Here is a 22331-nt window from a genome sequence, read left to right on the forward strand (position 1 = left end):
TCTTTGATTATGTCGGGATGGCTAATCGGTTATATTCGTACGTTGATAATCTAAACAGCAGGTTGTGCAACAGAATAAGAAGGGAATTCAGGGTGACCGGGAAAATTGAGTATCAGATTGAAAAGTACAGTTTTACCGAAATTGCTGAGCCAACCCGACTGACCGCGCAGTGGGGGGAAGTGCTGGAGGAGTGCCGTCAGTTACCAGCGGGTGCAGAAGAACGTCTGCGCATCGCATTGCTGAATGTCGACTATGTCACCAGCTTTGAACTTCCCTTCAGACTGCTGCTGACGCGCGCACCTCAACTGATTGCCGGGTTGCGGGATGAATTTCAGCTTCAACAGAAAAACGTGCTCTTTAACGGCAAGCGTTTTGGTTGCGTTTACAGCCTGAACACCGATTTGAATAGCATACCGGACGAGTTCCAGTATCGCCTCTCTACCCGCATCCGCCGCGTCGATGCAACTGGCGGGAGTGCCGCCCCTTATCAGCAAATCGCCAAAGAGGTCAAAGCTCCGCGTGAACGGCTTAAACTGGCGCTTGAATCGGCGTTGCAGGTTACCGCGCTGGATGGGCTGTTTTGGTTTGGAATTCAGCGCATTGCCGCAGATGTGCAACGCTTAAGAAAAACGGGGATGAGAATCGCCACTGCCGAAATCGAGGTATTCGATAATCTCACCGGCACCACCCGACGCGTTCCGTTCTACCGGCTTGAAAGTTAATCGCGTGTCCCGAACCGCAGCGGTTCGGGACGTGCACAACCTTAAGACGTTTCCAGCAGCGAACGCTTCATGGTCCCGGTGAGGTTATCCAGCAGGTTCTTCAGCAGTTGTACCGCCAGCATCACGCTCTGCAAATTGTAATAAAGCGCCACATCATTCTGAATAAGATACTCTGTAAATTCGCGATTTTTCAGCAATGACAACGCCCGGTTAACCTGCTCACGCAGGTGGTTACAGTTATTCAGATAAACGTCCAACGACGAATACATGCCATCCATCAGTTGGTGAAGAAGGGCATTAACTTGCTCAAATTCTGTCACCAGTTCGTGGTGGCGCTGGCCGTGCTTTACAAAACCATTGATACCCATTGGGATCTTCCCTCTGTCACGCCATCACCCGTCAGAAACTCTGCCAGTTTGTATCATTCCCTTTATTCAGGGAGACGGGCAGTGGGGCTAACGCCTTTAACACCGGTTGTGGCCTGACGGTATCTGCAAGCTTCGCTATCGGCAGCGCTGCGCCGGACAGGGTGAACTGGCTGACCAGCCCGGACAGCGTCTGCGCCTGCTCCTGAAGTGAGGCGGAGGCGGCGGAGGCTTCCTCTACCAACGCAGCATTCTGCTGGGTGACGTCATCCATCTGACTGATAGCCTGATGCACCTGCGTAATACCGGTATTCTGCTCTTCGGCCGCCGCGGCGATTTCACTGACCAGATCGTTAACCTGCCTGAACGCGGTCTTCAAACCGGCCATGTTTTCTTCCACGGTTTCCGCCTGAACGGCACCGGATTCCACCAGGTTATAGGAGCTGTCGATAAGCTGCTTGATTTCCCTGGCCGCCTGGGTGGAACGCTGTGAAAGACTGCGCACTTCACCTGCGACAACCGCAAAGCCTTTGCCGTGTTCTCCAGCCCGTGCGGCTTCTACCGCGGCGTTAAGCGCCAGAATGTTGGTTTGAAAGGCAATACCCTCAATCAGCGTCACGATTTCCGTAATTTTTTTCGAACTGCTTCTGATCTCCGCCATAGTACCCAGCATGCTGGCCAGCGATGCTTCACTGGCGTCCGAAAGCGCTGTCGCATTGCTGGCAAGACGGCTGGCCTGGCGGGTATTATCCGCCGTCTGTCGCACGGTTTCGCTCAGTTCGGCCATGCTGGCTGCCGTCTGTTCCAATGAGGCAGCCTGCTGTTCTGTTCTCGATGACAGATCTTCATTCCCCGCGGCAATTTGGGCCGAAGCGGAGCTGACAGAATGGGACGCCGTACTGACCGAGGTGAGTGCAGATCCCACACGCGTCAGAAGTTGGTTGAATGAACGGGCCATAATACCGACTTCATCTTTTTTGCTGTCGTCTGCGGTGACGCTCAGGTCCAGGTTTTCACCCGCATGGTTCATAATATCGCCAATGCGTCGCAGGCTGTGACGAATACGCAGAATTGTCATGGCAGCCAGGGTGCCGAGAATAATCAGAGCCGCGGCTACCCCCAGAGTCATGCCCCACAGCGTACGCTGATAAGTGTCATGATTGATGGTTCGTAAGTTATTTCCCAGCGAGATATTCAGTGCCAGCTGCTTGCGATAATTTTCCTTAAGCGAATAGATAGCTCCGGCGATGCCATTTTGGTTGTCGTTATTAAGCAGGTTCAACGTAACATCATCCTGATGCGCTCGTGATGCGGTAAGAAATTCAGGCAGGCGCGATTCAATCACTTTCAACTTGGTTAATGCGTTTTCCGCCATTTGTCTGTCTTCATCGCTGGAGATATCGTTTTTTAAGTAATAATCAGCGAGGGTTTTGATACCCGACAGGCGCTGCGAAATTTCTTGTTCAACGGCTGGCATTTTGCTGTTATCGGTCTGACTCTGGTGTCGGTATAGCGCAACTGAAAGCCGGTTGCTGCGATCTATTAACTCGCCCAGATCTTTAATCGAAGGAATCGCATTGACCTGCACATATTCAAAACGATCCTGAAAACCGGCCAATAGTCGGAGAGAAGTTATGCCGATAATAACAAGTGAAGCAGAGAGTAGAACGAAAGCCAGCGTGAGCCTTTGTGTGATATTCATCATTTTCTACCTGGTAAAATGTTAATAAAAATAATCTGTCACTTCCGAACCATCGGCAGGGACGATAGAACTTTTATTTCAAATAAAATGACTTACTTTATTTACACCTTTCACTTTTTTTGACTGACAGGAATTTCCCTGACAGTGTTTTTTTCTATATCAACTGCGGTGGTCTGATGCGCGAGCGGCCATCCATTGACGGTATTGCGCCGGTGACATCTCCATAATTTGATTAAAGGCTTTACGGAAAGCGGTTTCTTCCGAGTAACCACAATCTCTGGCAATCTGACGAATGCTGACACGGGTGCTAATGAGCATGGTACAGGCCGTTTCAATCCGGACCCGCGTAATAAATTCTTTCGGTGTTTCCTGCGACAGTGCTTTAAATTTGCGCTGGAGGGTTCGCTCCGTGGTGTTCAGCGCAGAGGCGAGCTGTGCCGCATTGATGGAGGGATTTTGCATGCGAATAATCTCCTCGGCGCGCACTAAAAATGGTGTCCCGGAGTGAATGGAACCTGGCGATGCGCTGAGATGCTGACGCAAAAAATGGTTATCGGTAAGTGACATCTCTGAAGTGAGATTTGCCACCTCTGTACCTGCCGCTTTTTCGATAATATTTAGGGCCAGTGAAATCCATGAAAAACACCCGCCGGTGGTAAGCACTCCGCGATCCTCCTCCAGCATTTTGCCTCGTGCCGGGATGGCGTCAGGATAACGTTCCTGCAACATATGACTGACCCACCATGTGGTGGCGTATGACCTCTCTTTGAGCAAACCTGCCTCCCCGAGAACAACCCCACCGGTACCGGAAGCGGCCACCAGCGCGCCATTGTCATACATTTTTCTGAACCAGGTGGCGGCCAGGTTAATGTCCGCTAAGTTCAATGGTTGCAGATCCGGCCCCAGCAGCATGCCGGGCGCAATTACGACATCGGGTTGGCCCGCCCCCTGGAAGGAGCTGTCAATATGAATAAGCCGGCCTTCGGTATCCCAGACCGGCGCACCATCGGCGCTGACAATCAGCGTCTCAAAGGTTTTTTCGGGAAACTTGATGGCATGAGCTGGGGAGGCGGCTATCGCTTTATTGGTTATCCAGAACAAGTCTGCCAGGCCTGCGATGGCCGAAAGCACGCTGCCTTCCAGGGCCAGTATGGCAATACGCATGTATCTCTTCCTGTTGTTAAATTGTCGTAAATTGCGTGAAAAATGTGACTTTTTTACCTGCTGATTTTCGTAATGCTTATCGGCCTCGCTGTGGTTCTGTGTATTTGCCTGAGTAAAGCTTTTACTGGACCTGATTATTTCATGAAATCAACAGATACGGCTGCGTTTAACAACCTTTTCTGCTGGCAGGAAGTGAGGGAAAGCTACGCAGCTCTGACGTCTGGATAAGGTATGAACAGGAAAAACACCATGCCTTAAGCAAGGTTATTTGCACGAGTGAGGGGGATTAACGGTTGCTGAAGGACAACAGCATTCAGGCATCAGGTGCCTGAATAGAAAGCGCTGCGCCCGGCAGCGATATAAAAAGGATCAGATTGATGCGGTTGGTTTTAAAAATAAATTTAATTCGTCAATAATGTATCCAGGTTCTTCCTCAAGCGGCATATTATGTAAATCTAAAATCCCTTCGTTTTTTCGTGGGTCATCAGCCAGCAAGGTGGCAAATAAAGGCATAAGGTTATTTTGTTCTTCCCCGTGTTCTGCCACCAGTTCAAACGTTTTATTTATTGCGGCGTCGCTGGTCAGGGCGCTAACCAACACACGGGCGATTTGTGCGCGGGATATTACGCCATCTTCTGGCGTACCGGCATGGCGGCGGTCGCCCTGGAGCATGACGATGTGATGTTGATCATCATGGTTATAATCAAACCAGCCCGGTCTGACGATGGTATAAGGATGGCCACTTGCCCGGACCAACCGCTCGGCACGCCTTTTCCAGTCATGGACCTCTGTCTGCTGATTCCAGCTACCCAGTCGTTCGGTGACACCAATGGTAGTCATTAACACGATACGTGCCTGCGTGCCGCGAAACCTTTGCAGGACATTACGCACTCCGCCATAATCAATTGCCCTGGCGCCGATACGTCCCTGCCCATCAGAACCCAGCGTAAAGATAACGGCATCAATATTCTCCGCCACATCAGTTAATGTTTCGGGCTGAGACACATCGCCGTAGAATATGTCGGTGCCATGCGGGAGAAGTTTTACTTTGCGCTGATTCCTGATCAGCGCTCTGGGTTGGTGACCCATTTCTATTGCCGTCTTCATAACATGAAGACCAATACTTCCGGTCGCCCCGGCAACAAGTATTTTCATGATAAACCTTCTGTTGCTTCAGATATATTTTCACTACAGATAGAATATCAACCATCATTGTTATCAGTAACGGGGTTAAAATGATTGTGTCTATGAACACCCCTCATAAATATGGTTTGTCGGGGCGGAGATGAATAAGGAAATAACCGATGCTTAAAGAAAACTTCAATGAATTGCAGATTTTCCTCGTGGTGGCAAGAGAGCGAAGTTTTACCAAAGCGGCCGCAAAATTGGGTGTTTCGCAGTCAGCTCTGAGCCATGCGATGAAAGCGCTGGAGGAGCGCCTGAACGTCCGTCTGTTGACCCGTACCACGCGCAGCGTTGCGCCAACCGAGGTTGGCGAAAGAATAATTGCCTGCCTTGAGCCTCGTCTCGCCGATCTTGAGCAGGAACTGGCGTCGCTTATTCAACTGGGGGGCACTGCCTCAGGTAATATCCGCTTATCAGCCGGGGAGCACGCCGCACGCAGCCTGGTGTGGCCCAGGTTGAAATCCTTCCTCCGGGAATACCCGGAAATCAATGTCGAGCTGGTGGTGGATAACGGTTTTGTCGATATCGTGGAAGGGCGTTTTGATGCCGGCATCCGCCTTGGCGAAAGCGTTGATAAGGACATGATCGCCGTCAGGATTGGGCCGGATATGCGGATGGCGGTGGTTGGATCACCGGCCTATTTTGCCGCTAACCCGGCCCCCCACTCGCCACATGAACTGCAAAATCATCGCTGTATCAATATGCGTTTGCCGACTGCGGGTGGGCTGTATCATTGGGAATTCGAGCGGGAAGGAAAACCGTTGCGTGTCAGAGTGGAAGGGCAACTGACGTTTAATCTGTTAGCGGAAAGAATCGATGCGGTATTGTCGGGATTCGGTATCGCCTGTGTGCCAGAGAATATGGTGCAGGACTTTATCAAATCAGGCGAACTGGTTCAGGTGTTGCAGGAGTGGTGTCCCTCTTTCGCCGGATACTATCTTTACTATCCCAGCCGCAAACAGCACCCGCCAGCCTTCGCGTTACTGATTGATGCACTTCGTTACTCGGAATAACTGGCCTGCGCTGAACAGCAGGCCAGCTTCAGCCTTAGCGACCTACCCGGGACTGTAATGAGGCCGGATAACGTTCACCGACGATTTTCACTGTTTCGAGCGCCTGCGTGATTTTACCCAACTCATCCGGCGCAAGGATAAGGTCTGCGGCCGCCAGATTCTCCTCCAGTCGGTGCAGTTTGGTCGTGCCGGGAATCGGTACAATCCACGGTTTTTGTGCCAGCAACCAGGCCAGGGCGATCTGAGCAGAACTGACGCCTTTTGCGGCGGCAAGCTCCGCCAACAATGCAACCAGCTTTTCATTGGCTGCGAGAGCTTCGGCTGCAAAACGTGGCACTTTGCTGCGGAAGTCATCCGCACCGAAAGTTGCTCCAGCCTTGATGGCACCGGTCAGGAAACCTTTACCTAACGGGCTGAATGGCACAAAACCAATGCCCAGCTCCTCCAGTAAAGGCAGAATTTCCTGTTCAGGCTCGCGCCACCACATCGAGTATTCGCTCTGCAAAGCGGTAACCGGTTGTACCGCATGCGCACGACGAATGGTCTGCACACCGGCTTCGGACAGGCCGAAGTGTTTGACCTTGCCTTCGGCAATCAGATCTTTCACCGTGCCCGCGACATCTTCAATCGGTACATCTGGATCAACGCGATGTTGATATAACAGGTCAATCACGTCGGTTTTGAGGCGGCGTAATGATCCCTCAACGGCGGTACGAATGTGTTCAGGGCGGCTGTTTAAAATCTGCTGCTTGTTGTCATCACCGAAGGTAAAGCCAAATTTGGTGGCGATGACCACACGGTCGCGCAGAGGTTTTAAGGCTTCGCCCACCACTTCTTCGTTCAGATACGGGCCATACACTTCGGCGGTATCGAAAAACGTGACGCCACGTTCTACCGCAGCACGAATAAGTTCAATCGCCTGACGGGTATCCGTAGCCGGGCCGTAGCCGTGGCTCAGTCCCATGCAACCCAGTCCAAGCGCCGATACTTCGAGTCCGGATTTACCGAGATAACGTTTTTGCATCAATCTGTTCCTCTTCAAGGCAATCATGTTTGCAAAAAATCGTAGCGGTGCGATTGTCCATCATCGGAAATGCGCGATAAATCGCACCGCTACGAATGAATTTAAACGTCGAGTTTGCGGCCAGTCAGCCATTCCACCATCGCGGGGTCGCGATGTGAGAAAAATGCGCTGGTTGCTGTATCGAGCGCGGTAATTTGCTGCATATCTTCCGCGCTGAGTTCGAAATCGAGGATATTGATATTTTCTGCCATGCGCTCTTTTCGCACTGATTTTGCCAGCGAAACGATGCCGCGCTGGAAGATCCAACGCAGGACCACCTGACCCACGCTTTTGCCATATTTGTTACCAATCGCCGTTAATACGGGATGCTGGAACAAACCGTTTCTCCCTTCGGCAAAAGGTGCCCAGGCTTCAGGCTGGATCCCACGGCTTTGCATCCAAGGCGCTGCCTGTAGCTGCTGGGTAAAGGGGTTGACTTCAACCTGGTTGACAGCCGGCACAACCTTATTAAAGGCGATAAGATCAGCCAGTCGATCCGGGTGGAAGTTGCTCACACCAATCGCCCGGATTTTCCCTGCCTGTTGCAGTTCTTCCATAGCGCGCCAGGCACCGTGGACGTCACCGTAAGGCTGGTGAATCAGATACAGGTCAACATAATCCAGTTGCAGTCGATTCAGTGAGCGCTCGAACTGTGCCTTAGCACCGGCGTAATGGGTGTCCTGCAACCACAGTTTGGTGGTGACAAAGAGTTCATTGCGGGCGATGCCGCTTTGCTTCAGCGCATTCCCGACCTGGGTTTCATTCTGGTAGGAAGCCGCCGTATCAATCAGGCGATAACCGGTTTCGATAGCGTCAATCACCGCTCTTTCGCACTCGGCGGCATCCGTCATCTGGAATACACCAAAGCCCAACAGGGGCATGTCGATACCGTTGTTCAGTTTTACTGTTTGCATCAGGTTGTCCTTCAGATGTGCTTGTGTATCAAGCATAACGCAGCGAGATTTATTCGATTAGAGGGTGCAATTAGCTAGGGTTAATTAGCAGGGTTCATTAATAAATGAACCCTGCCGTTGGTGGATTACGCGTTCGCCAGCGCTTGTTGCAGTGCGTTCCCCGCCCGCATCGCTGCGTCGGTTTCGCCGTGTTGACGCAGGATATCTACCAACTGGCGCAGTTGTCCTGCCGTCAGACCGACGCGTTGGCTGGCGCGCATATGGGATAACAATTGCGCCTCAACGCCGGGCGTGGCGGCTAATGCGCCAACCGTTGCCAGCTCGCGGCTTTGCCAGTCGAGGTTGTCACGGGCAAAAATATCCCCGAACAGATGAGTTTGCAGGTACTGATTAATCACCGGCGCGAAATCAAATAACGGTCCCTGGACAGGTGCACCGGATATTTTGGTCTGATTGGCGGTACCAACGCGGCGCAGTTCATCCCCGACAGGAATGGTGCTGGCTGGCTCATTACCCGCCATATCGTGGACTCCACGTTGTTGTCGCATCTCAACCACCTTCATCAGGGCATTTAACGCATTTAAACTGCGCGGAAAGCCGGTGTAGGCATACAGCTGAACCAGGACTTCTTTGATTTCGTTGACCGTCAGCCCGGCGTCCAGCCCCTGATTAAGCGCGGCATCGAGTTTTTCCATCTGGCTGGTTGCCATATACGCAGCAATCAATGGGATGGCCTGCTGGCGTGCCGACAACGTGGGTGATTTTTCATCCGTGCCGGTTGTCGCTGGTGCAGCGTGGACCGTGAGACTGCAACCCAGCATCAGCAGGAGCGCCGCAATCAAGACCTTAATGGGCGTGGTATTGTTCATCCGTCACTTTCTCCATCCAGTTAACGTTGGTTCCATTTACCCTCCCGGTTATCGCCAGATGTGTCATGGCACTGCCCGGGGCTGCGCCATGCCAGTGTTTGACGCCAGGCGGGCAGAAGACGACATCGCCAGGGCGAATGATCTGTATCGGCTGGCCCTCCTGCTGCGTCAGACCCACACCGGCAGTGACAATCAACCGTTGACCTGCCGGATGCGTATGCCAGGCGGAACGTGCGCCTGGTTCAAAGGTGACATACGCCCCCGAAACCTCGATGCCGTGATCAGGCTGAAATAACGGATCAACCCGGACGCGTCCGGTAAAGTTCTCCGCTGTCCCATACAGGGCGTTTTGACTTCCGGCAGGGGCGATGATTTGCGCCTCAGCCGCGAATGCAAGAGTGAAGAAGGGCAGTAACAGCCCGAGGTAACGTTTTTTTCCGGTCATGCTGCGCGTCCTTTTTATTGATGAAAGGAGAGGGCCAGCCATGATATTAACGAGGGTAAAATGTCGTCAGACTGACGCTTCCCTGACAATTTTGTCAGTTGGGCATCTGGCAAGTGGCTGGGGATCCGTTTGCATGGCAAAGGTCAACCCAAAGGTATTCATGCCTTCTTCACTGCGTGCAAAGACCTCCCCCCGATGCATAATCGCCACGGCGCGAACGATCGACAATCCCAGTCCGTGATGGGTATCGCTGCGGGTGCGGGAGGCGTCGGCCCGATAAAAACGTTCAAAAAGGCGAGGCAACTGATCGGGTGCGATGGGGGCACCCGGATTGGAAACTGCAACCCTGGCCTGATTATTTTTCTGGCTTAACCGGACAATCACCTGACTGTTGGCTGGGGCATGTCTGGCGCTATTTTCCAGTAAATTGGCCAGCGAACGATGAAATAAACGCCGGTCAATCTCGACCGTGACATCACCCTGTACATCCAGAGAAAGGTGTTTTTCCGCGAATGAGGGTTCAACGTATTCGGCTGTTTTCAGCGTTTCTGCGCGCAGGGACACCTGCGTGAGCTGCGCAGCATGTTCACCGGCGTGAGCATGGGACAGAAACAGCATGTCATTGACGATCGAGGCCATGCGCTCAAGTTCTTCAAGGTTTGAGCCAAGTAACTCTTCCAGCTCATCATGTGAACGTCGACGTGAAAGCCCCAGTTGCGCTTGACCAATCAGGTTGGTGAGCGGAGTGCGAAGTTCATGGGCGACATCCGCGTTAAAATTTTCGAGCTGCCGCCAGGCAACCTCCTGACGCGCCAACACGCCGTTGAATGAAGATGCCAGTTGCTGCAACTCTCCGGGTAAGGCGGAGGTATCCAGCCGTTGACCATGATCGCCCGGCGCGAGCCGTTGCGCCTGTCTGCTTAATGTTCCCACCGGTCGCAGACCAATTCTTGAGACGCCATAGCCCAGCAACGCGACGATCACTACGCCCACCACGGCGATAATCAACAACGTGCGGGTGAACGCATCCAGCGTGCCCATGTAGGGCGTAGAGTCGATGGCCACGATGTAGCGCAACGTCGGTCGTTCACCATTGGCAGGGAGGGTTTTGACCAACAGAAAAAGCGAGCAGACCCCTTCCGAGGCGCCGGGCATCTTGTTAAAACCTTCCTGCAAAGATGACCACTGCACCCCCACCGGTGGCGCGCCGCCGACATTAAAGCGCGGGTCTGCGCTGACTATCCAGTAGCGTACGCGCTCCCCTTCAGAATTGGTTAATACGGTGAATTTATTCGCCAGCCCAGACCAGTCATGCGCGGAGGTTCGCGCGGTGATCCACGGGCTCATTAAGGACTCCCGAAATAACAGCTCGTTATGCATCTGTTTTTGCAACGACTCATGCAACGAGCCGCGCAACAAAATGCCGATCACAGCGACAATCATCAGGGCGGATAACGCAAACATCAGCGCAAGATGGAGCGAAAGAGAACGCTTAAACATGCTGCTCTCCATGCCTGACTTCAAGCACATAGCCCATACCGCGCACGGTATGCAGTAACCTGAGCGCAAACGGCGTATCGACTTTGGCGCGCAAGCGTTTAATCGCCACCTCAACCACGTTAGCGTCGCTGTCAAAATTCATGTCCCATACCTGTTCGGCGATCATCATCTTCGACAAAATCTCCCCCTGATGGCGGGCCAGCAGACTCAGCAAAGCAAACTCTTTCGCCGTCAGTTCCAGCCGGATACCCGCGCGAAATACCCGTCTGGACAGCAAATCTAACTGCAAATCATGAATTTGCAGTTGGGTGATATCGGTGCCATCGGTTGAACGGCGACGAACCAGCGCCTGAATGCGGGCGACTAACTCAATAAGTGAGAAGGGCTTAGGGAGATAATCATCCGCGCCAAGCCGCAGTCCTTTCACGCGCTCATCAACCGAACCGCGGGCAGATAACATTAACACCGGCGTCTGTTTACTGGCGCGCACACCTTCCAGTACCCGGTAGCCATCCATTCCGGGCAGCATCACATCGAGGATTATCGCGTCGTAGTCAAACTCCAGCGCATAATGCAGCCCTTCAGCGCCATTGGCCGAAACGTCTACCGTGAACCCGGACTCGCCCAAAGCACGACGAAGATAGGTTGAGGTTTTTTCTTCATCTTCGACTAACAACAGGCGCATAACGCTTCTTCCTCTTGAACATAATGGGGGCCATTCTGCTGCTGACTTGCCAACATCACGCTGACGATTTTCTGACAGCGCTGTCAGCAAGCATGATTTTCCTGACAAAAATGTTATTTCCCCGTCACCCTGCTGACAGTCCTGTCTGCCTAATCTGGCCGCGCATATTTGCTATCGCGAGCCAGATAAAACGGGAGATACCATGAAATTTACGCTTTTAAATGCAATGCTGATTACCGCAATGGCCAGCGTCACCGCTGTGCATGCGGCTGATTACAAGAAGAATCCGTTCACCCTCGTCTATGACGGCGCGATCACCGAGAACGTCGAGGGAAAGGTCAATATTCATCCGGTGAAATATGATCTTCATGGCATTCAGATCGCCGCGAATGTCTACACACCGGCCGATTACGACCCTGCAAAAAAATATCCGGCGGTGGTGGTGGCTCACCCGAATGGCGGCGTCAAAGAGCAGGTCGCCGGGTTATATGCTCAACGTCTGGCCGAGCACGGATACATCACCATCACCGCCGATGCGGCTTATCAGGGAGCCAGTGGGGGGATGCCCCGTAGCGTTGATAAACCGGCTAACCGCATTGAGGATATTCACGGTATGGCTGACTACATCAGCCAGTACCCTGGGGTGGATAACACGCGCATTGGCTTGCTGGGCATTTGTGGTGGCGGTGGTTATTCCTTAAAAGCCGCGCAGACTGATAAGCGGTTTAAGGCGTTGGCAACCCTGAGCATGTTTGACTCTGGTCGTGTGCGCCGTAATGGGTATCAGGACTCGCAGATTGCCACCATCCAGACACGCCTGAAGCAAGCCAGCGATGCACGCGCGCAAGAAGCCGCAACGGGGGAAGTCAGTTATTCCGGCGATGCCAACCTGACCGATGAACAGATCGCGAAACTGCCGTTTGATCTCTACCGTCAGGGTTACGAGTATTACTGGAAAACCCATGCTCACCCGAACTCAACGTTTCGCTATACCACCAGCAGTCTGGTGGATTTGATGAGTTTTGATGCGCAAAGCAATATGGATCTCATCAATCAGCCGCTGTTAATGATGGCCGGTACGAAAGCGGATTCGCGTTACATGACCGAAAGTGCCTTCAAAATGGCCACCGGAACGCAAAATAAAGAACTGTTTCTGATTGATGGTGCAACGCATATCGAAACTTACTGGGTACCACGCTACGTTGACCAGGCGATGAGCAAGTTAGATACCTTCTTCGATAATAATATTTAAACCGCTTTCCTGATGCCCGTAGCGGCGCGATTTATCGCGCTTCTAATTTGCGCGATAAATCGCGCTGCTACGGGCAGATTAACCTGGCTGGCTCTAAAGATAATTGCGCCTGGTGAATAGAGGTTATGAGAAAAACTCATCAATAACGCCAGGCGCGGCACAGTCACAGGCGTTCTTTTTGCGCCTGAACCGTCAGAATGATTAAGGCGCTGGCGAGCGTAAACACGGCGATGATCCAGCCCATAGTCCAGGGAGTGCCATCGCTAAACAATGCCAGTAACAGCGAAGAGATGATCCCGCTGCCGTACTGCAATGAACCCATCAGCGCAGATGCCGAGCCTGCCGCATTGGGTACGGCATCCAGCGCGCAGGCCGTTGACGTTGCGGCGATGATGCCATTCATCGAGAAGAACACAAACACGGTCGCGACGATAATGCCCATTCCGCCGATACCCAACCCGCTTGCGACAGCAAGGACTATGGCCGCAAGGGCCGCGACGGAGACGGCAACTTTTAACAATGCTTCCAGTGGAAAGCGGTGCACCAGGCGGCGATTCACCATGCTGACCGCCATCAATCCAACGATATTGACGGCAAACAGCCACCCGTAATGTTGTGGGTCAACACCAAAGAAAGTGATGTAAACGAATGGGGAGCCGGTGATAAAGGCATAAGCAGCGATGTAGTAGAACGTCAGACAAAGCGTAAAACGCATATATCTGGCGTTAGTCAGTAAGGCGTAGTAATTGCCAAAGGCGCTGGATACGGACGTCGCTGATCGTTTTTCTTCCGCTAAGGTTTCTGGTAGCCACAACAACGAAAACAGCATGAACGCCCCGATAAGGGCGAGCAGCCAAAAAATGGCATGCCATGATGTCACCTTAATCATTTGGCCGCCCAGCAGCGGTCCGGCGATTGGCGCTATCGCCATGATGATCATCAGGGTAGAAAGCATTTGCGCGGCACGCGTACGGCTAAACAGATCGCGGATCATCGCACGCGCCAGCATTGGACCGGTACAGGCACCTAAAGCCTGAAAGACACGCCAGAAGACAATTTGACCGATATCGGTTGATAATGCACAACCCACTGAGCCGATCACAAACAAAACCATACCGATGAACAACGGCAGGCGTCGCCCGTAGCGATCGCTGATCGGCCCCCAAATCAACTGTGCAATGCTAAAGCCGATCAAAAATCCGGTGATAGTTAGCTCGGCATTTCCCCGCAGATCCTTTGCCATGACGGGCATCGCGGGAAGGTAGATATCGGTTGATAAAGAGGTGACAGCCATTAATGCGCTGAGAATAAGAACGAATGCCAGGCTGGCTTTATTAACCGTCGCTGACTGCGTTCGTGCCTGTAAATTAAGCATGGTGACCTGTCTGGATATAAGAAGATGCGAGCATGTTAACGGGTTTGTGCGGTGAGATAATGTCAGGTAACGGGATAGGGATTATGAGTTTTTTTCATTAATCTCAGTGAGACGAACAGGCGGGTTGTAGTAGTGGTGGGATTCCTGCGCATGTGTTTAAAATAATGGTTTATTTAAACATATCATCGAAAAGCCCTCCCACTCTCCACCAATCCTGCACCAGAACTCCTGGTGGAGGGTTTATTCATCGTCTTCCATCAACCCGATCATCGCCCCTTTGTGGGCTTCAACCATCCGTATATAACGCATGACGGTTTCCGTTCGGGTCCAGGTGCCTTCCTGCATAATCTGCGCCACCGAAAATCCTTTTCTTGCCATGTCCTGAGCGGCACCCACGCGGGCGCTGTGGCCGCTCCATCCGGCATACCGACCTTTATTGGTTCTGCTGCGAGCCACTACACCCACTGCATTCCGGGCGCGAAGAAAGATTTCTTCGAGGCAGGGGGTACTCATCGGTGCCAATCTCGGTTTCGTCACGCAATTGGCGCGGTGAACCGGACAAAAAATCATAGCATCCGGTTCACTGCTCAATCCGGCAGCGATAAGCCATTCCGTCAGGCGCTGGCTTGACTGTCTGCTCAACGCCTTCACGATGCCGCCGGACTGAACGATGGTTTTAGTCCAGGCCACGTCGAGAATAATGCGGCCATCAGCCGCGCGTGAAATATCGCGTACCCGCAGGCGGGATAATTCGCTGAGACGAAGCAGCGTGCTGTAGGCAATATGCATAAAGGCAAGGTCACGCAACTGTTGTAGCCGAGGGGAGCCCTGCCAGGCTGCATCGAGTTTTTTCAGGTCCTGTCGGCAGAAGGGCACGGCCTGCCCGGTGCGCTCACCCGCGATCACCGCCGCGCGATTGATTTTCTTAACCACACGAAACACATCGGGAGAAACGTTCGGCGGCACCAGCCCCGCGTTACGGTGTAACATTGAGATCAGCGCTGCATGGGTAGCAATGGTGGAAGACGCGCGACCAGCGGATTGCAGATACAGTAAATAATCCCGCAAGTCTTCCGGTGTCATGGGCAAAAAAGAGCGGCGGTTTTCTTCAGCCCAGCGCCAACAGATCCGCATGACGCTGAGCAGTTGCCGCCAGGTGTTAGAGGAAAAAGCCTCACGATCGCGAACGAAAGCAGCCAGCCTGGCTGAAATATCGTCGTTGGTGCTGAAGGGTTGTAGCAACGGATTTGCGACGGTGATTTCGGTCATTTTTGTTCAGTTTCCATCCGTTACCGGTAAGATCGCGCTACGTGAAATCTGGCAAAAGCGCAGGGGAGTTATACGTCAGATTTCACGTACGAGCGCCTGATTTTTATACGGGTTTTCTGCTACCGAGTCCTCAGAGCCATATGTCAGCCGCCGGACGGAAGAGGAAACTGATAATACAGGCTTTCCTGACCTAATATAAGTGTAATTATATTAGGTTAGAGGATCGAGAGAGATTATCGGTGTCTCAGTGAGAATCTGGCAAATCAATCAGTGCAAAAACCATTCGGCCAGTAGAGGGGATCTACTGACCGACGCTTTGGAGACTTAACCGCGAAAACGGATCTTAGGTGTCACGATGAAACCTTTCCCCGAGGATCATCAATATGCTGCTTCGCCACGTCATAACGGATGCCTTCGCGATGCAGAATACGCACGTTTTTAACCACCGTTGCCAGCGCCTGTAAAAACGTTGCTGAATGTTCATGTCGCTCATAGGCTTCAATATCGGCCCAGCCCTCGGACAGATGGAAGGCATCCGGGTTTACCAGGTCTTGCGAAAATGCATAGAAAACGCAACCGGGCAGTTGTTGTGCCGCCTGCATTTCAGGCTTCACCGCATCGATAAACGTTTGGCGATCATCCGGGTGCACGCGATAGTAAGCGCTGACAATGATTTCGGTAGCTTGCGTTTTGTCATGATCGCCCGCAGACGAGATACGTGCATCGGGGGTATTTACACTCATTTTGCTCTCCAGAAATTCGCTGATGATTGATGTCATTACCTTAACAACGCATTCAGGCAGGCTGATCGCCGTTAAACGCGCGCCAGGCGGCGAGCGTATCCAGTGATTCACGCAGTAACTTTATTTTTCCCTCTTCTGCCACCAGGCGTCCGGCATAGGTTTGTTTATACAAACGATCAGTGCCGGTTATTGCCGCTTCGACGCTGTATTCACCGAATGCCTGCGTCGGGGTATCGATAAAAAACTGGATATTGCGGAAGCGAAAATCAGGCACCTTTTTCAACAATCCGGCGATAAACGCCGCAATTTCCTGTGGCCCCTGGACCCGATGTGGTAGCCCCAGCGTCTGAAGGTAAGGTAATTCCAGCACGCCATCTGCGGCAAAAAGCGCGGCGGCAGCATGGGGATCCTGAATATTGTCGAGGTAGTTCTGAAGTAATTGCACGGCGGTTTTCATGATGAAAGCTCCTGTCATTGTCGGTGCCAGACCGTATCGTTGGCGTGCAGCAACAATAAACAAACTCAGGAACTCGCAAAATAGCAAAGAATGAAATCTATCATTTCAAAATTGCAATGATGGATAACCGATCAGGACGGCTTGACCATGCTCAGACGGGCCAGCGCCATGCGGGTTCGCTGAGGTGCCGGGCAAAAAAGTCAGACAGTACCCTGACTTTTAACGGGCGACTGCGCGCGGTGGGTGTCACAAAGTACAGTCCTCCCTGTGTCATCGACCACTGATCAAGCAGATGAACCAGACGACCCTCTCTCAGATATTCGGCCGCGATAAACTCCGGCAATTCAGCAATACCCAAACCGGCCAACAGGGGAGGAAGCAGAGCATCTGAATTTGTCACCCGCAACGGGCCATTTGGCACAATATCTTCCTGGGTGCCAGATGTATGGGTAAAGCGCCAGACCTGGCTGCGCGCCCGCCAGGCATAGCTGAAACACGCTCGGCCAGACAGTTCGCGGGGATGTTGTGGCGTACCGTGCTCAGCAAGATAGGCCGGAGAGGCCACCAGATACTGCGTTACCGCACAAAATTTGCGTGCCACCAGGGAGGAATCCGGCAGCGCCGCAATGCGCAATGCGGCGTCAAAGCCTTCGGCAATCAGATCGACCGACGCATCGGACAGATGAAGGTCCACGCTGAGTTCGGGAAATTGACGAATCAGTTCAGGCAGCAGCGGCGCAACCCAACGTAATCCGAATGACATCGGCACTGCCAGTCGCACCTGACCGCGAGGTTGCACTGACAGTTCATGGGCCTCACTTTCGACTTCTTCAGCCTGGCGATACATTTCCGACGCCCTGGCGGCCATGCTTTGTCCAAATTCGGTCAGGGCCAACTGCCGCGAGGTGCGGTTGAATAGTCTGCCCCCCAGACGTTCTTCAAGTCGCGCCACGGCGCGCGACACCGTGGGCACTGACACCCCCATCACACGGGCGGCGGCGGCGAAGGAACCTTCCTCGGCCACCTTTGCAAACATCGCGAGTCCTTCAAAATCAGGAAATCTGGTCATTTCAATTCTGCAATGATGAGTTTCAAATCATTCTATTTTGAAAATCATCGCAGGTCGATAAGCTTCTTCCATCGCGGCAACCCATGCTGCCGCTCACGACAACTATCTGATAACAGGGAAATTCAAATGAAAACTCATCGCATCGCTTCCACGTTGTTCGCTTCCACATTATTACTGGGGGCCGTCAGTCTGTCTGCCTCAGCAGCGCCGACAGTGAGCATTTCCGGCGTTGACCATGCGGGCATCAACGTGCCGGATCTGGCTACGGCGATTACGTTTTTCCAGACCACCTTTGGTGCGAAGCTGGAATCTGACATCACTCCCGGTGCGATTCCGGATGCGTGGAAAACGGCGTTTAACTGGCGTCAATCCAGCGAGCTGAAGCGCTTTGTCATGATGCGCCTGCCAGATGGCACAGGGGTGGAGCTCTTCCAGTACAGCGGTAAGCAAATCGATCACCAGCGCCCACATCAGGATGATGACGCAGCAACCCATATCGCGTTACGCACCCAAGATGTCAAGTCCAGTTATGACGCGATCAAAAAAGCGGGCCTGACAACCCTGAACGAACCGGTTACTAATGCCGATGGCACCCAATGGTTCTACTTTTTGACACCGTGGGGATCGCAAATTGAGCTGGTGGGTAAAGTGAAAAAGGCCGTCTGACAGGGGAAAACATGAAAACGTCAATCACCAAAGGTCTGTTGCTGGCTGCACTGCTGGCAACCACAACGGCCTCATTCGCGGAGAACAGCACCATGAACATGAACACCACTCAGGCTGCACCTGCGGGCCTGCAACAGCTTATCGATCGCCATTTCGCGATATGGAACAATCCCGATGCCGTTGAGCGAGCCAAAGGATTCGCCGACGTCTACACAGCAGATTTTTTTGTCGCCGATTACGATGGTCTGTCTGCGGGCGTGGAACGCGTCAATGCGGCCATTAATAAGGTGCAGTCGCAACATCCCGGCTTTATCTTTACCCCGGCACCGGTGGAGTGGAACCACGGCATAGCCCGGGTTACCTGGGGCTATGGCCCCAAAGACAACCCGTATCTGGTACGCGGCGAAGATGTCTTTACCGTCAGTCACAGCAGGCTGGCGAGTGCGCGGGTGTTTCTCAGTAAATAATCCGCATTGTTAAAACGGTAATTGGCGTAGCGGCGCGATTTATCGCGCATCATCCAGCGATGGTGACGTAAAACCCGCGCGATAAATCGCGCCGCTACAGGTGGGGTGTAGGTTTGTGGTCAATCGGATATCGTATTTAACATAAGATACATTTCGCGATCCGAGATATAGAGGCAAAGCTGACCTGACCATATATCCCGCTGATATCAACGCGTTACTTGCTGCTTGCAGGTCAGTCAACTGCGATGATTCTGCACAAGTTGTATGGGTTCTTCGTATTTGCCAGCCATTTTTTCGCGATGAGGTATCGCTTCCACCACATTTCTCTTCTCAGTGATCTGCGAGGCGAGAGCATCAAAAGAGACTGAACTCACAATGGGATCTTTCATGTGATTGATGTAAATGTAGGTTTTGTCGCCATCGCCTTTAACATACATTACTGATTCTTTTTTTATCAGGTACTTACACCCGCCAACCGCATTTATATAAAGCATAAATTCAACTTCGAAGGGAAACGAGCAGTGAGATTATTCCTAATGCCGTCAAATGGATATGATCCTGCATAATCTTTTCGTTTTCTTTAAAAATGAACTCAGCAAAGAAAAATCGGCTGCGACACAAGTTGTCATATCGGGGAGGACAATTGGCGTTTTAAAGGAGAGAACCATGCTAAACGCCAAAATGATTGAACAGCAACCGACCCCGGAAAACCAACACACTCTCGAGCTGTGGATCGCTTGCTGGATGAAACTGCGGACTGGCTTGGACTGGTGACCTCGGTCAATGTGTACCGAATCCTGGCGACTTTGCTCGATTTCCCGGAAAGCGAGATGCGTGCTGCGCTTGGTGCCGACAGTTTATTAATGCAAACCGGCCTGCTCAGCCTGGAAACCAGCGGCTCGTACTCGCTGCGTAATAAGCTCGAACCCTTTTCACCCACGCTGTGTGAACGCTTGTATGCCGGTGAGACCGAGCCTGCCAGATTATTGCAGGGCATCATTACACGCTGTGAGCCTGCACAGCTCAGCTTCAATGATTACGCCCATCTGCCTGCGGTTAACGTGTTACTCCGGCAACGCTAATAGTTGACGCGGCAACATTGTCAGCCGTTCAGCACCCTCCGGAGTGACGCGCACCGTTTCACTGAACGCCAGGCTCTGGGCCGAGATATACATATGGAACACCATGTCTGATTCCAGTACCCATGTCGCACTGGCATGGAAACTGGTGGAAAAGTCACTGGGGCGCGGCGTACGCGTATACAGTCCCAGAGCATATCCGGTGACGTTGGGATAATCCGTGCGCAATCCGCGGCTGAGTATCGTTTCCCGCACGATGGCATCGATTTCGCCTGCACTGACACCGGGTTTCATCGCACGGAGTTGTTGATCCTGGATCGCGATCAATTGCTCGGCGAGCTCAGCGCGGTGTGACGAGATATCACCGACGATAAACGGACGCATCAGGCGGGCGCTGTAGTGCCTGACCTTGGGGATGAGTTCAACGTGCAGGACATCCTGGCGCTGCAAGCGTTGTTCATGGCCACTGGCATGCAGAAATCCGTTGTCACCACTGGCAATGACGATAGGACCGGTTTCACCGGTATCGGCTCCGAGACGCAGAAACTGTCCGGCCGCCAGCGCTGCAACATCACGTACCCGCCAGCCACCCTGTACTTCATTACCAATGCGGTTGAGCGTGGCATCGGCAATCGCCGCCGCCTGGCGCAAGGCCGTCAACTCAGCGGGGAATTTGACACTGCGCAGCCGATCGCTGATGGCGGAGAGATCGCACCACTGCACATCAGGCAGGTGACGAGCTAGCTGCTGCCAACTGTGTACCGTCATGCCATAGGAGTAAAAGTCAGCGCCAATGCGTGCCCGTTGGTAACCGCGCCGCACGAGGCTGTGCGCCACAGCAAACCAGGGGTCTTCATCGTCACGATATGTCTCCACCACCAGTTGCGGCGACTGCGTACGGCAAGGTACTTCATCTAACTGACGTAACACCATCCAGGGTTCCCCATTAAGGGGAACCAGGCAAGCGCGATATAAGGTTTCAGAGACGGTATAACCGGTCAGCCAGGCCAGCAACTCGCCGTGGTCGACCACCATAATATCAACCTCTGCCTGCTGCATGGCGGCACGCAGACGACTCAGCGCTTCAGCAATCATTATGCACCCTCAACCGGCTGGCAGATCGCCAGAATGGCGAGGAGATAAATGCGTACCATATCGAGGAATTCGCTGATTTCTACTCGCTCATCCGGCATGGTGTTGTATTTTCCGCCAGGACCGCAGACGATACCTTCCATACCCGCATGCTGATAAAAATGCGCAGCATCAGTACCATAGAAGGCGGGTGGCGTGATCACACCGGTGGGTTGTTCGGTACCGCGCACGGTTTTCCACGCTTGATTCACCGCTTTGACGATCGGCGATTCCGGGGAGACTTCAAAGGGCAACATCGTGGGTTTATCGCGGATACCGTCATCGAACAACACGGCCTGAAGGCCGGGATAGCGTTGACACAGCGTATCCAACAATGCCTGTAAATCGGCCAGAACGCCTTCCACGGTTTGCCCTGGGGCGAAGCGTGCAGAACCTTTTAAGCGCACAAAGTCAGACACCTGCGGTGGGCGCCACTCTTCCAGTTCACGCCCCAGCGCACCGTGTATCACGCCGATGTGCCCCCGGTTAATTTTAAGATGCTCAGCGGTTTTCGCGCCGCTAAAGGTCATGTTGTTGATCTGCGGGATCAACTCGACCGCCGCGCTGATGGCGTCTACCGCTTCTTCGCGTTTTGACAGATGACGCGTATCACCGGTCAGTTCAATGGTGAACATCAGCGAACCGGCGTGCATGGTCAACGCCTGCAAATCGGTTGGCTCCGCATTAATGAAATAGTCAGCGCGAACCCCCTGCTCAATCGCTGCCAGCGTGCCAATACCGCCCTGCAATTCGCCAACCACATAAGTGAGGATCACATCGCCTTTCAACTTTACACCGGCATCAATCAGCGTTTTTAGTGCGCAGAAATAGGCCGCGTCCCCCGCTTTCATGTTGGACACGCCGATACCGTAAATAAACTGGTCGTCAATTTTTCCTTCCCAGGGATCGACGGTCCAGCCTTCGGTGACCGGGTTAGTATCAAGATGCCCGTTAAACAGCAGACTGTTACCGCCGCCGCTGCCCGCCAGGCGACCGATGGCATTCAGCCTGTCGCCTGGGACGTTTTGCAATTCGGTGGTCAGGCCCAACTCTTTCATCTGCCCGGCCATATATTTTGCTAACTCGCGCTCGCCGTCGGTGGCGCTGTAACTTTTGTGTTGCACCATTTTTGCCAGAAAAGAGAGACAAAACTCGCGATCAATGTGGTGAATTAACTGTTCAGGATTCATGCGCTT

24 protein-coding genes are annotated in these 22331 nt (G+C 52.9%); 6 read left to right on the plus strand and 18 right to left on the minus strand.

The annotated features are described in order from the left end of the window. Positions 1 to 92 precede the first annotated feature (92 nt). Positions 93 to 722 (plus strand): hypothetical protein, encoded by a 630-nt coding sequence (locus L579_RS17355; RefSeq protein ID WP_021185487.1) that lies wholly within the window; start codon positions 93 to 95, stop codon positions 720 to 722. A gap of 41 nt (positions 723 to 763) precedes the next feature. On the opposite strand, the gene L579_RS17360 is transcribed toward L579_RS17355, so the two are convergent. From L579_RS17360 to L579_RS17375, 4 genes are all read right to left on the minus strand, one after another. Further along, entirely contained in the window at positions 764 to 1090 is a 327-nt protein-coding gene (locus tag L579_RS17360) for a hypothetical protein (RefSeq protein WP_021185488.1), read from the minus strand. A gap of 31 nt (positions 1091 to 1121) precedes the next feature. Continuing rightward, the gene (locus L579_RS17365) at positions 1122 to 2789 is read right to left on the minus strand and encodes a methyl-accepting chemotaxis protein (protein WP_036627193.1); all 1668 of its coding nucleotides are present in this window, start codon (positions 2787 to 2789) and stop codon (positions 1122 to 1124) included. A 159-nt stretch (positions 2790 to 2948) separates the two neighbouring features. After that, entirely contained in the window at positions 2949 to 3953 is a 1005-nt protein-coding gene (locus L579_RS17370; protein ID WP_021185490.1) for a GlxA family transcriptional regulator, read from the minus strand. Positions 3954 to 4322: 369 nt separating this feature from the next. Further along, positions 4323 to 5108, minus strand: coding sequence for an SDR family oxidoreductase (locus L579_RS17375; protein WP_021185491.1), 786 nt, complete (start codon positions 5106 to 5108; stop codon positions 4323 to 4325). A gap of 149 nt (positions 5109 to 5257) precedes the next feature. On the opposite strand from L579_RS17375, the gene L579_RS17380 reads away from it, so the two are divergent. Beyond that, a complete protein-coding gene (locus L579_RS17380) occupies positions 5258 to 6151 on the plus strand; it encodes a LysR family transcriptional regulator (protein ID WP_021185492.1) in 894 nt (297 codons plus the stop codon). A gap of 34 nt (positions 6152 to 6185) precedes the next feature. On the opposite strand, the gene L579_RS17385 is transcribed toward L579_RS17380, so the two are convergent. From L579_RS17385 to L579_RS17410, 6 genes are all read right to left on the minus strand, one after another. Beyond that, the gene (locus tag L579_RS17385; RefSeq protein ID WP_021185493.1) at positions 6186 to 7175 is read right to left on the minus strand and encodes an aldo/keto reductase; all 990 of its coding nucleotides are present in this window, start codon (positions 7173 to 7175) and stop codon (positions 6186 to 6188) included. Between the two features lie 101 nt (positions 7176 to 7276). Then, a complete protein-coding gene (locus L579_RS17390) occupies positions 7277 to 8128 on the minus strand; it encodes an aldo/keto reductase (RefSeq protein ID WP_021185494.1) in 852 nt (283 codons plus the stop codon). A 125-nt stretch (positions 8129 to 8253) separates the two neighbouring features. Beyond that, the gene (locus L579_RS17395) at positions 8254 to 8997 is read right to left on the minus strand and encodes a carboxymuconolactone decarboxylase family protein (protein WP_021185495.1); all 744 of its coding nucleotides are present in this window, start codon (positions 8995 to 8997) and stop codon (positions 8254 to 8256) included. Further along, entirely contained in the window at positions 8975 to 9442 is a 468-nt protein-coding gene (locus L579_RS17400; RefSeq protein WP_021185496.1) for a (R)-mandelonitrile lyase, read from the minus strand. Before L579_RS17400 ends, L579_RS17395 begins: the two co-directional genes overlap by 23 nt. A 66-nt stretch (positions 9443 to 9508) precedes the next feature. Then, the gene (locus L579_RS17405) at positions 9509 to 10942 is read right to left on the minus strand and encodes a heavy metal sensor histidine kinase (protein ID WP_021185497.1); all 1434 of its coding nucleotides are present in this window, start codon (positions 10940 to 10942) and stop codon (positions 9509 to 9511) included. Then, complete coding sequence (locus L579_RS17410; protein WP_021185498.1) at positions 10935 to 11627, minus strand: heavy metal response regulator transcription factor; 693 nt, start codon at positions 11625 to 11627, stop codon at positions 10935 to 10937. The genes L579_RS17405 and L579_RS17410 overlap by 8 nt, the downstream gene beginning before the upstream one ends. 202 nt (positions 11628 to 11829) lie before the next feature. On the opposite strand from L579_RS17410, the gene L579_RS17420 reads away from it, so the two are divergent. Further along, entirely contained in the window at positions 11830 to 12879 is a 1050-nt protein-coding gene (locus L579_RS17420) for an alpha/beta hydrolase (protein ID WP_021185499.1), read from the plus strand. Positions 12880 to 13042: 163 nt separating this feature from the next. On the opposite strand, the gene L579_RS17425 is transcribed toward L579_RS17420, so the two are convergent. From L579_RS17425 to L579_RS17445, 5 genes are all read right to left on the minus strand, one after another. Continuing rightward, on the minus strand, positions 13043 to 14254 hold the full coding sequence (locus tag L579_RS17425) for a multidrug effflux MFS transporter (protein ID WP_021185501.1): 1212 nt from the start codon (positions 14252 to 14254) through the stop codon (positions 13043 to 13045). 240 nt (positions 14255 to 14494) lie between these two features. Further along, positions 14495 to 15523, minus strand: a complete 1029-nt coding sequence (locus tag L579_RS17430) for a tyrosine-type recombinase/integrase (RefSeq protein ID WP_021185502.1) — start codon at positions 15521 to 15523, stop codon at positions 14495 to 14497. A 350-nt stretch (positions 15524 to 15873) separates the two neighbouring features. Continuing rightward, on the minus strand, positions 15874 to 16266 hold the full coding sequence (locus L579_RS17435) for a putative quinol monooxygenase (RefSeq protein ID WP_036627224.1): 393 nt from the start codon (positions 16264 to 16266) through the stop codon (positions 15874 to 15876). A 52-nt stretch (positions 16267 to 16318) separates the two neighbouring features. After that, positions 16319 to 16723 carry a nuclear transport factor 2 family protein gene (locus L579_RS17440; RefSeq protein WP_021185504.1) on the minus strand — a complete coding sequence of 135 codons (405 nt, stop codon included), beginning with the start codon at positions 16721 to 16723 and terminating at the stop codon, positions 16319 to 16321. A 151-nt stretch (positions 16724 to 16874) separates the two neighbouring features. Further along, positions 16875 to 17759, minus strand: coding sequence for a LysR family transcriptional regulator (locus tag L579_RS17445; protein WP_021185505.1), 885 nt, complete (start codon positions 17757 to 17759; stop codon positions 16875 to 16877). A 159-nt stretch (positions 17760 to 17918) separates the two neighbouring features. On the opposite strand from L579_RS17445, the gene L579_RS17450 reads away from it, so the two are divergent. Next, complete coding sequence (locus L579_RS17450; RefSeq protein WP_021185506.1) at positions 17919 to 18458, plus strand: VOC family protein; 540 nt, start codon at positions 17919 to 17921, stop codon at positions 18456 to 18458. A gap of 11 nt (positions 18459 to 18469) precedes the next feature. After that, positions 18470 to 18925 carry a hypothetical protein gene (locus L579_RS17455; protein ID WP_021185507.1) on the plus strand — a complete coding sequence of 152 codons (456 nt, stop codon included), beginning with the start codon at positions 18470 to 18472 and terminating at the stop codon, positions 18923 to 18925. A 236-nt stretch (positions 18926 to 19161) separates the two neighbouring features. On the opposite strand, the gene L579_RS17460 is transcribed toward L579_RS17455, so the two are convergent. Beyond that, entirely contained in the window at positions 19162 to 19362 is a 201-nt protein-coding gene (locus L579_RS17460; protein WP_021185508.1) for a hypothetical protein, read from the minus strand. Between the two features lie 300 nt (positions 19363 to 19662). On the opposite strand from L579_RS17460, the gene L579_RS17470 reads away from it, so the two are divergent. Beyond that, positions 19663 to 20007, plus strand: coding sequence for a hypothetical protein (locus tag L579_RS17470; RefSeq protein ID WP_152521904.1), 345 nt, complete (start codon positions 19663 to 19665; stop codon positions 20005 to 20007). Here the strand turns inward: L579_RS17470 and L579_RS17475 are convergent. Then, a complete protein-coding gene (locus L579_RS17475) occupies positions 19990 to 21099 on the minus strand; it encodes a M24 family metallopeptidase (RefSeq protein ID WP_021185510.1) in 1110 nt (369 codons plus the stop codon). The genes L579_RS17470 and L579_RS17475 overlap by 18 nt on opposite strands. Next, positions 21099 to 22325, minus strand: a complete 1227-nt coding sequence (locus tag L579_RS17480; RefSeq protein WP_021185511.1) for a M20 family metallopeptidase — start codon at positions 22323 to 22325, stop codon at positions 21099 to 21101. Before L579_RS17480 ends, L579_RS17475 begins: the two co-directional genes overlap by 1 nt. Positions 22326 to 22331 lie beyond the last annotated feature (6 nt).

Source organism: Pantoea sp. AS-PWVM4 (assembly GCF_000468095.1).
Lineage (GTDB): Bacteria > Pseudomonadota > Gammaproteobacteria > Enterobacterales > Enterobacteriaceae > Pantoea > Pantoea phytobeneficialis.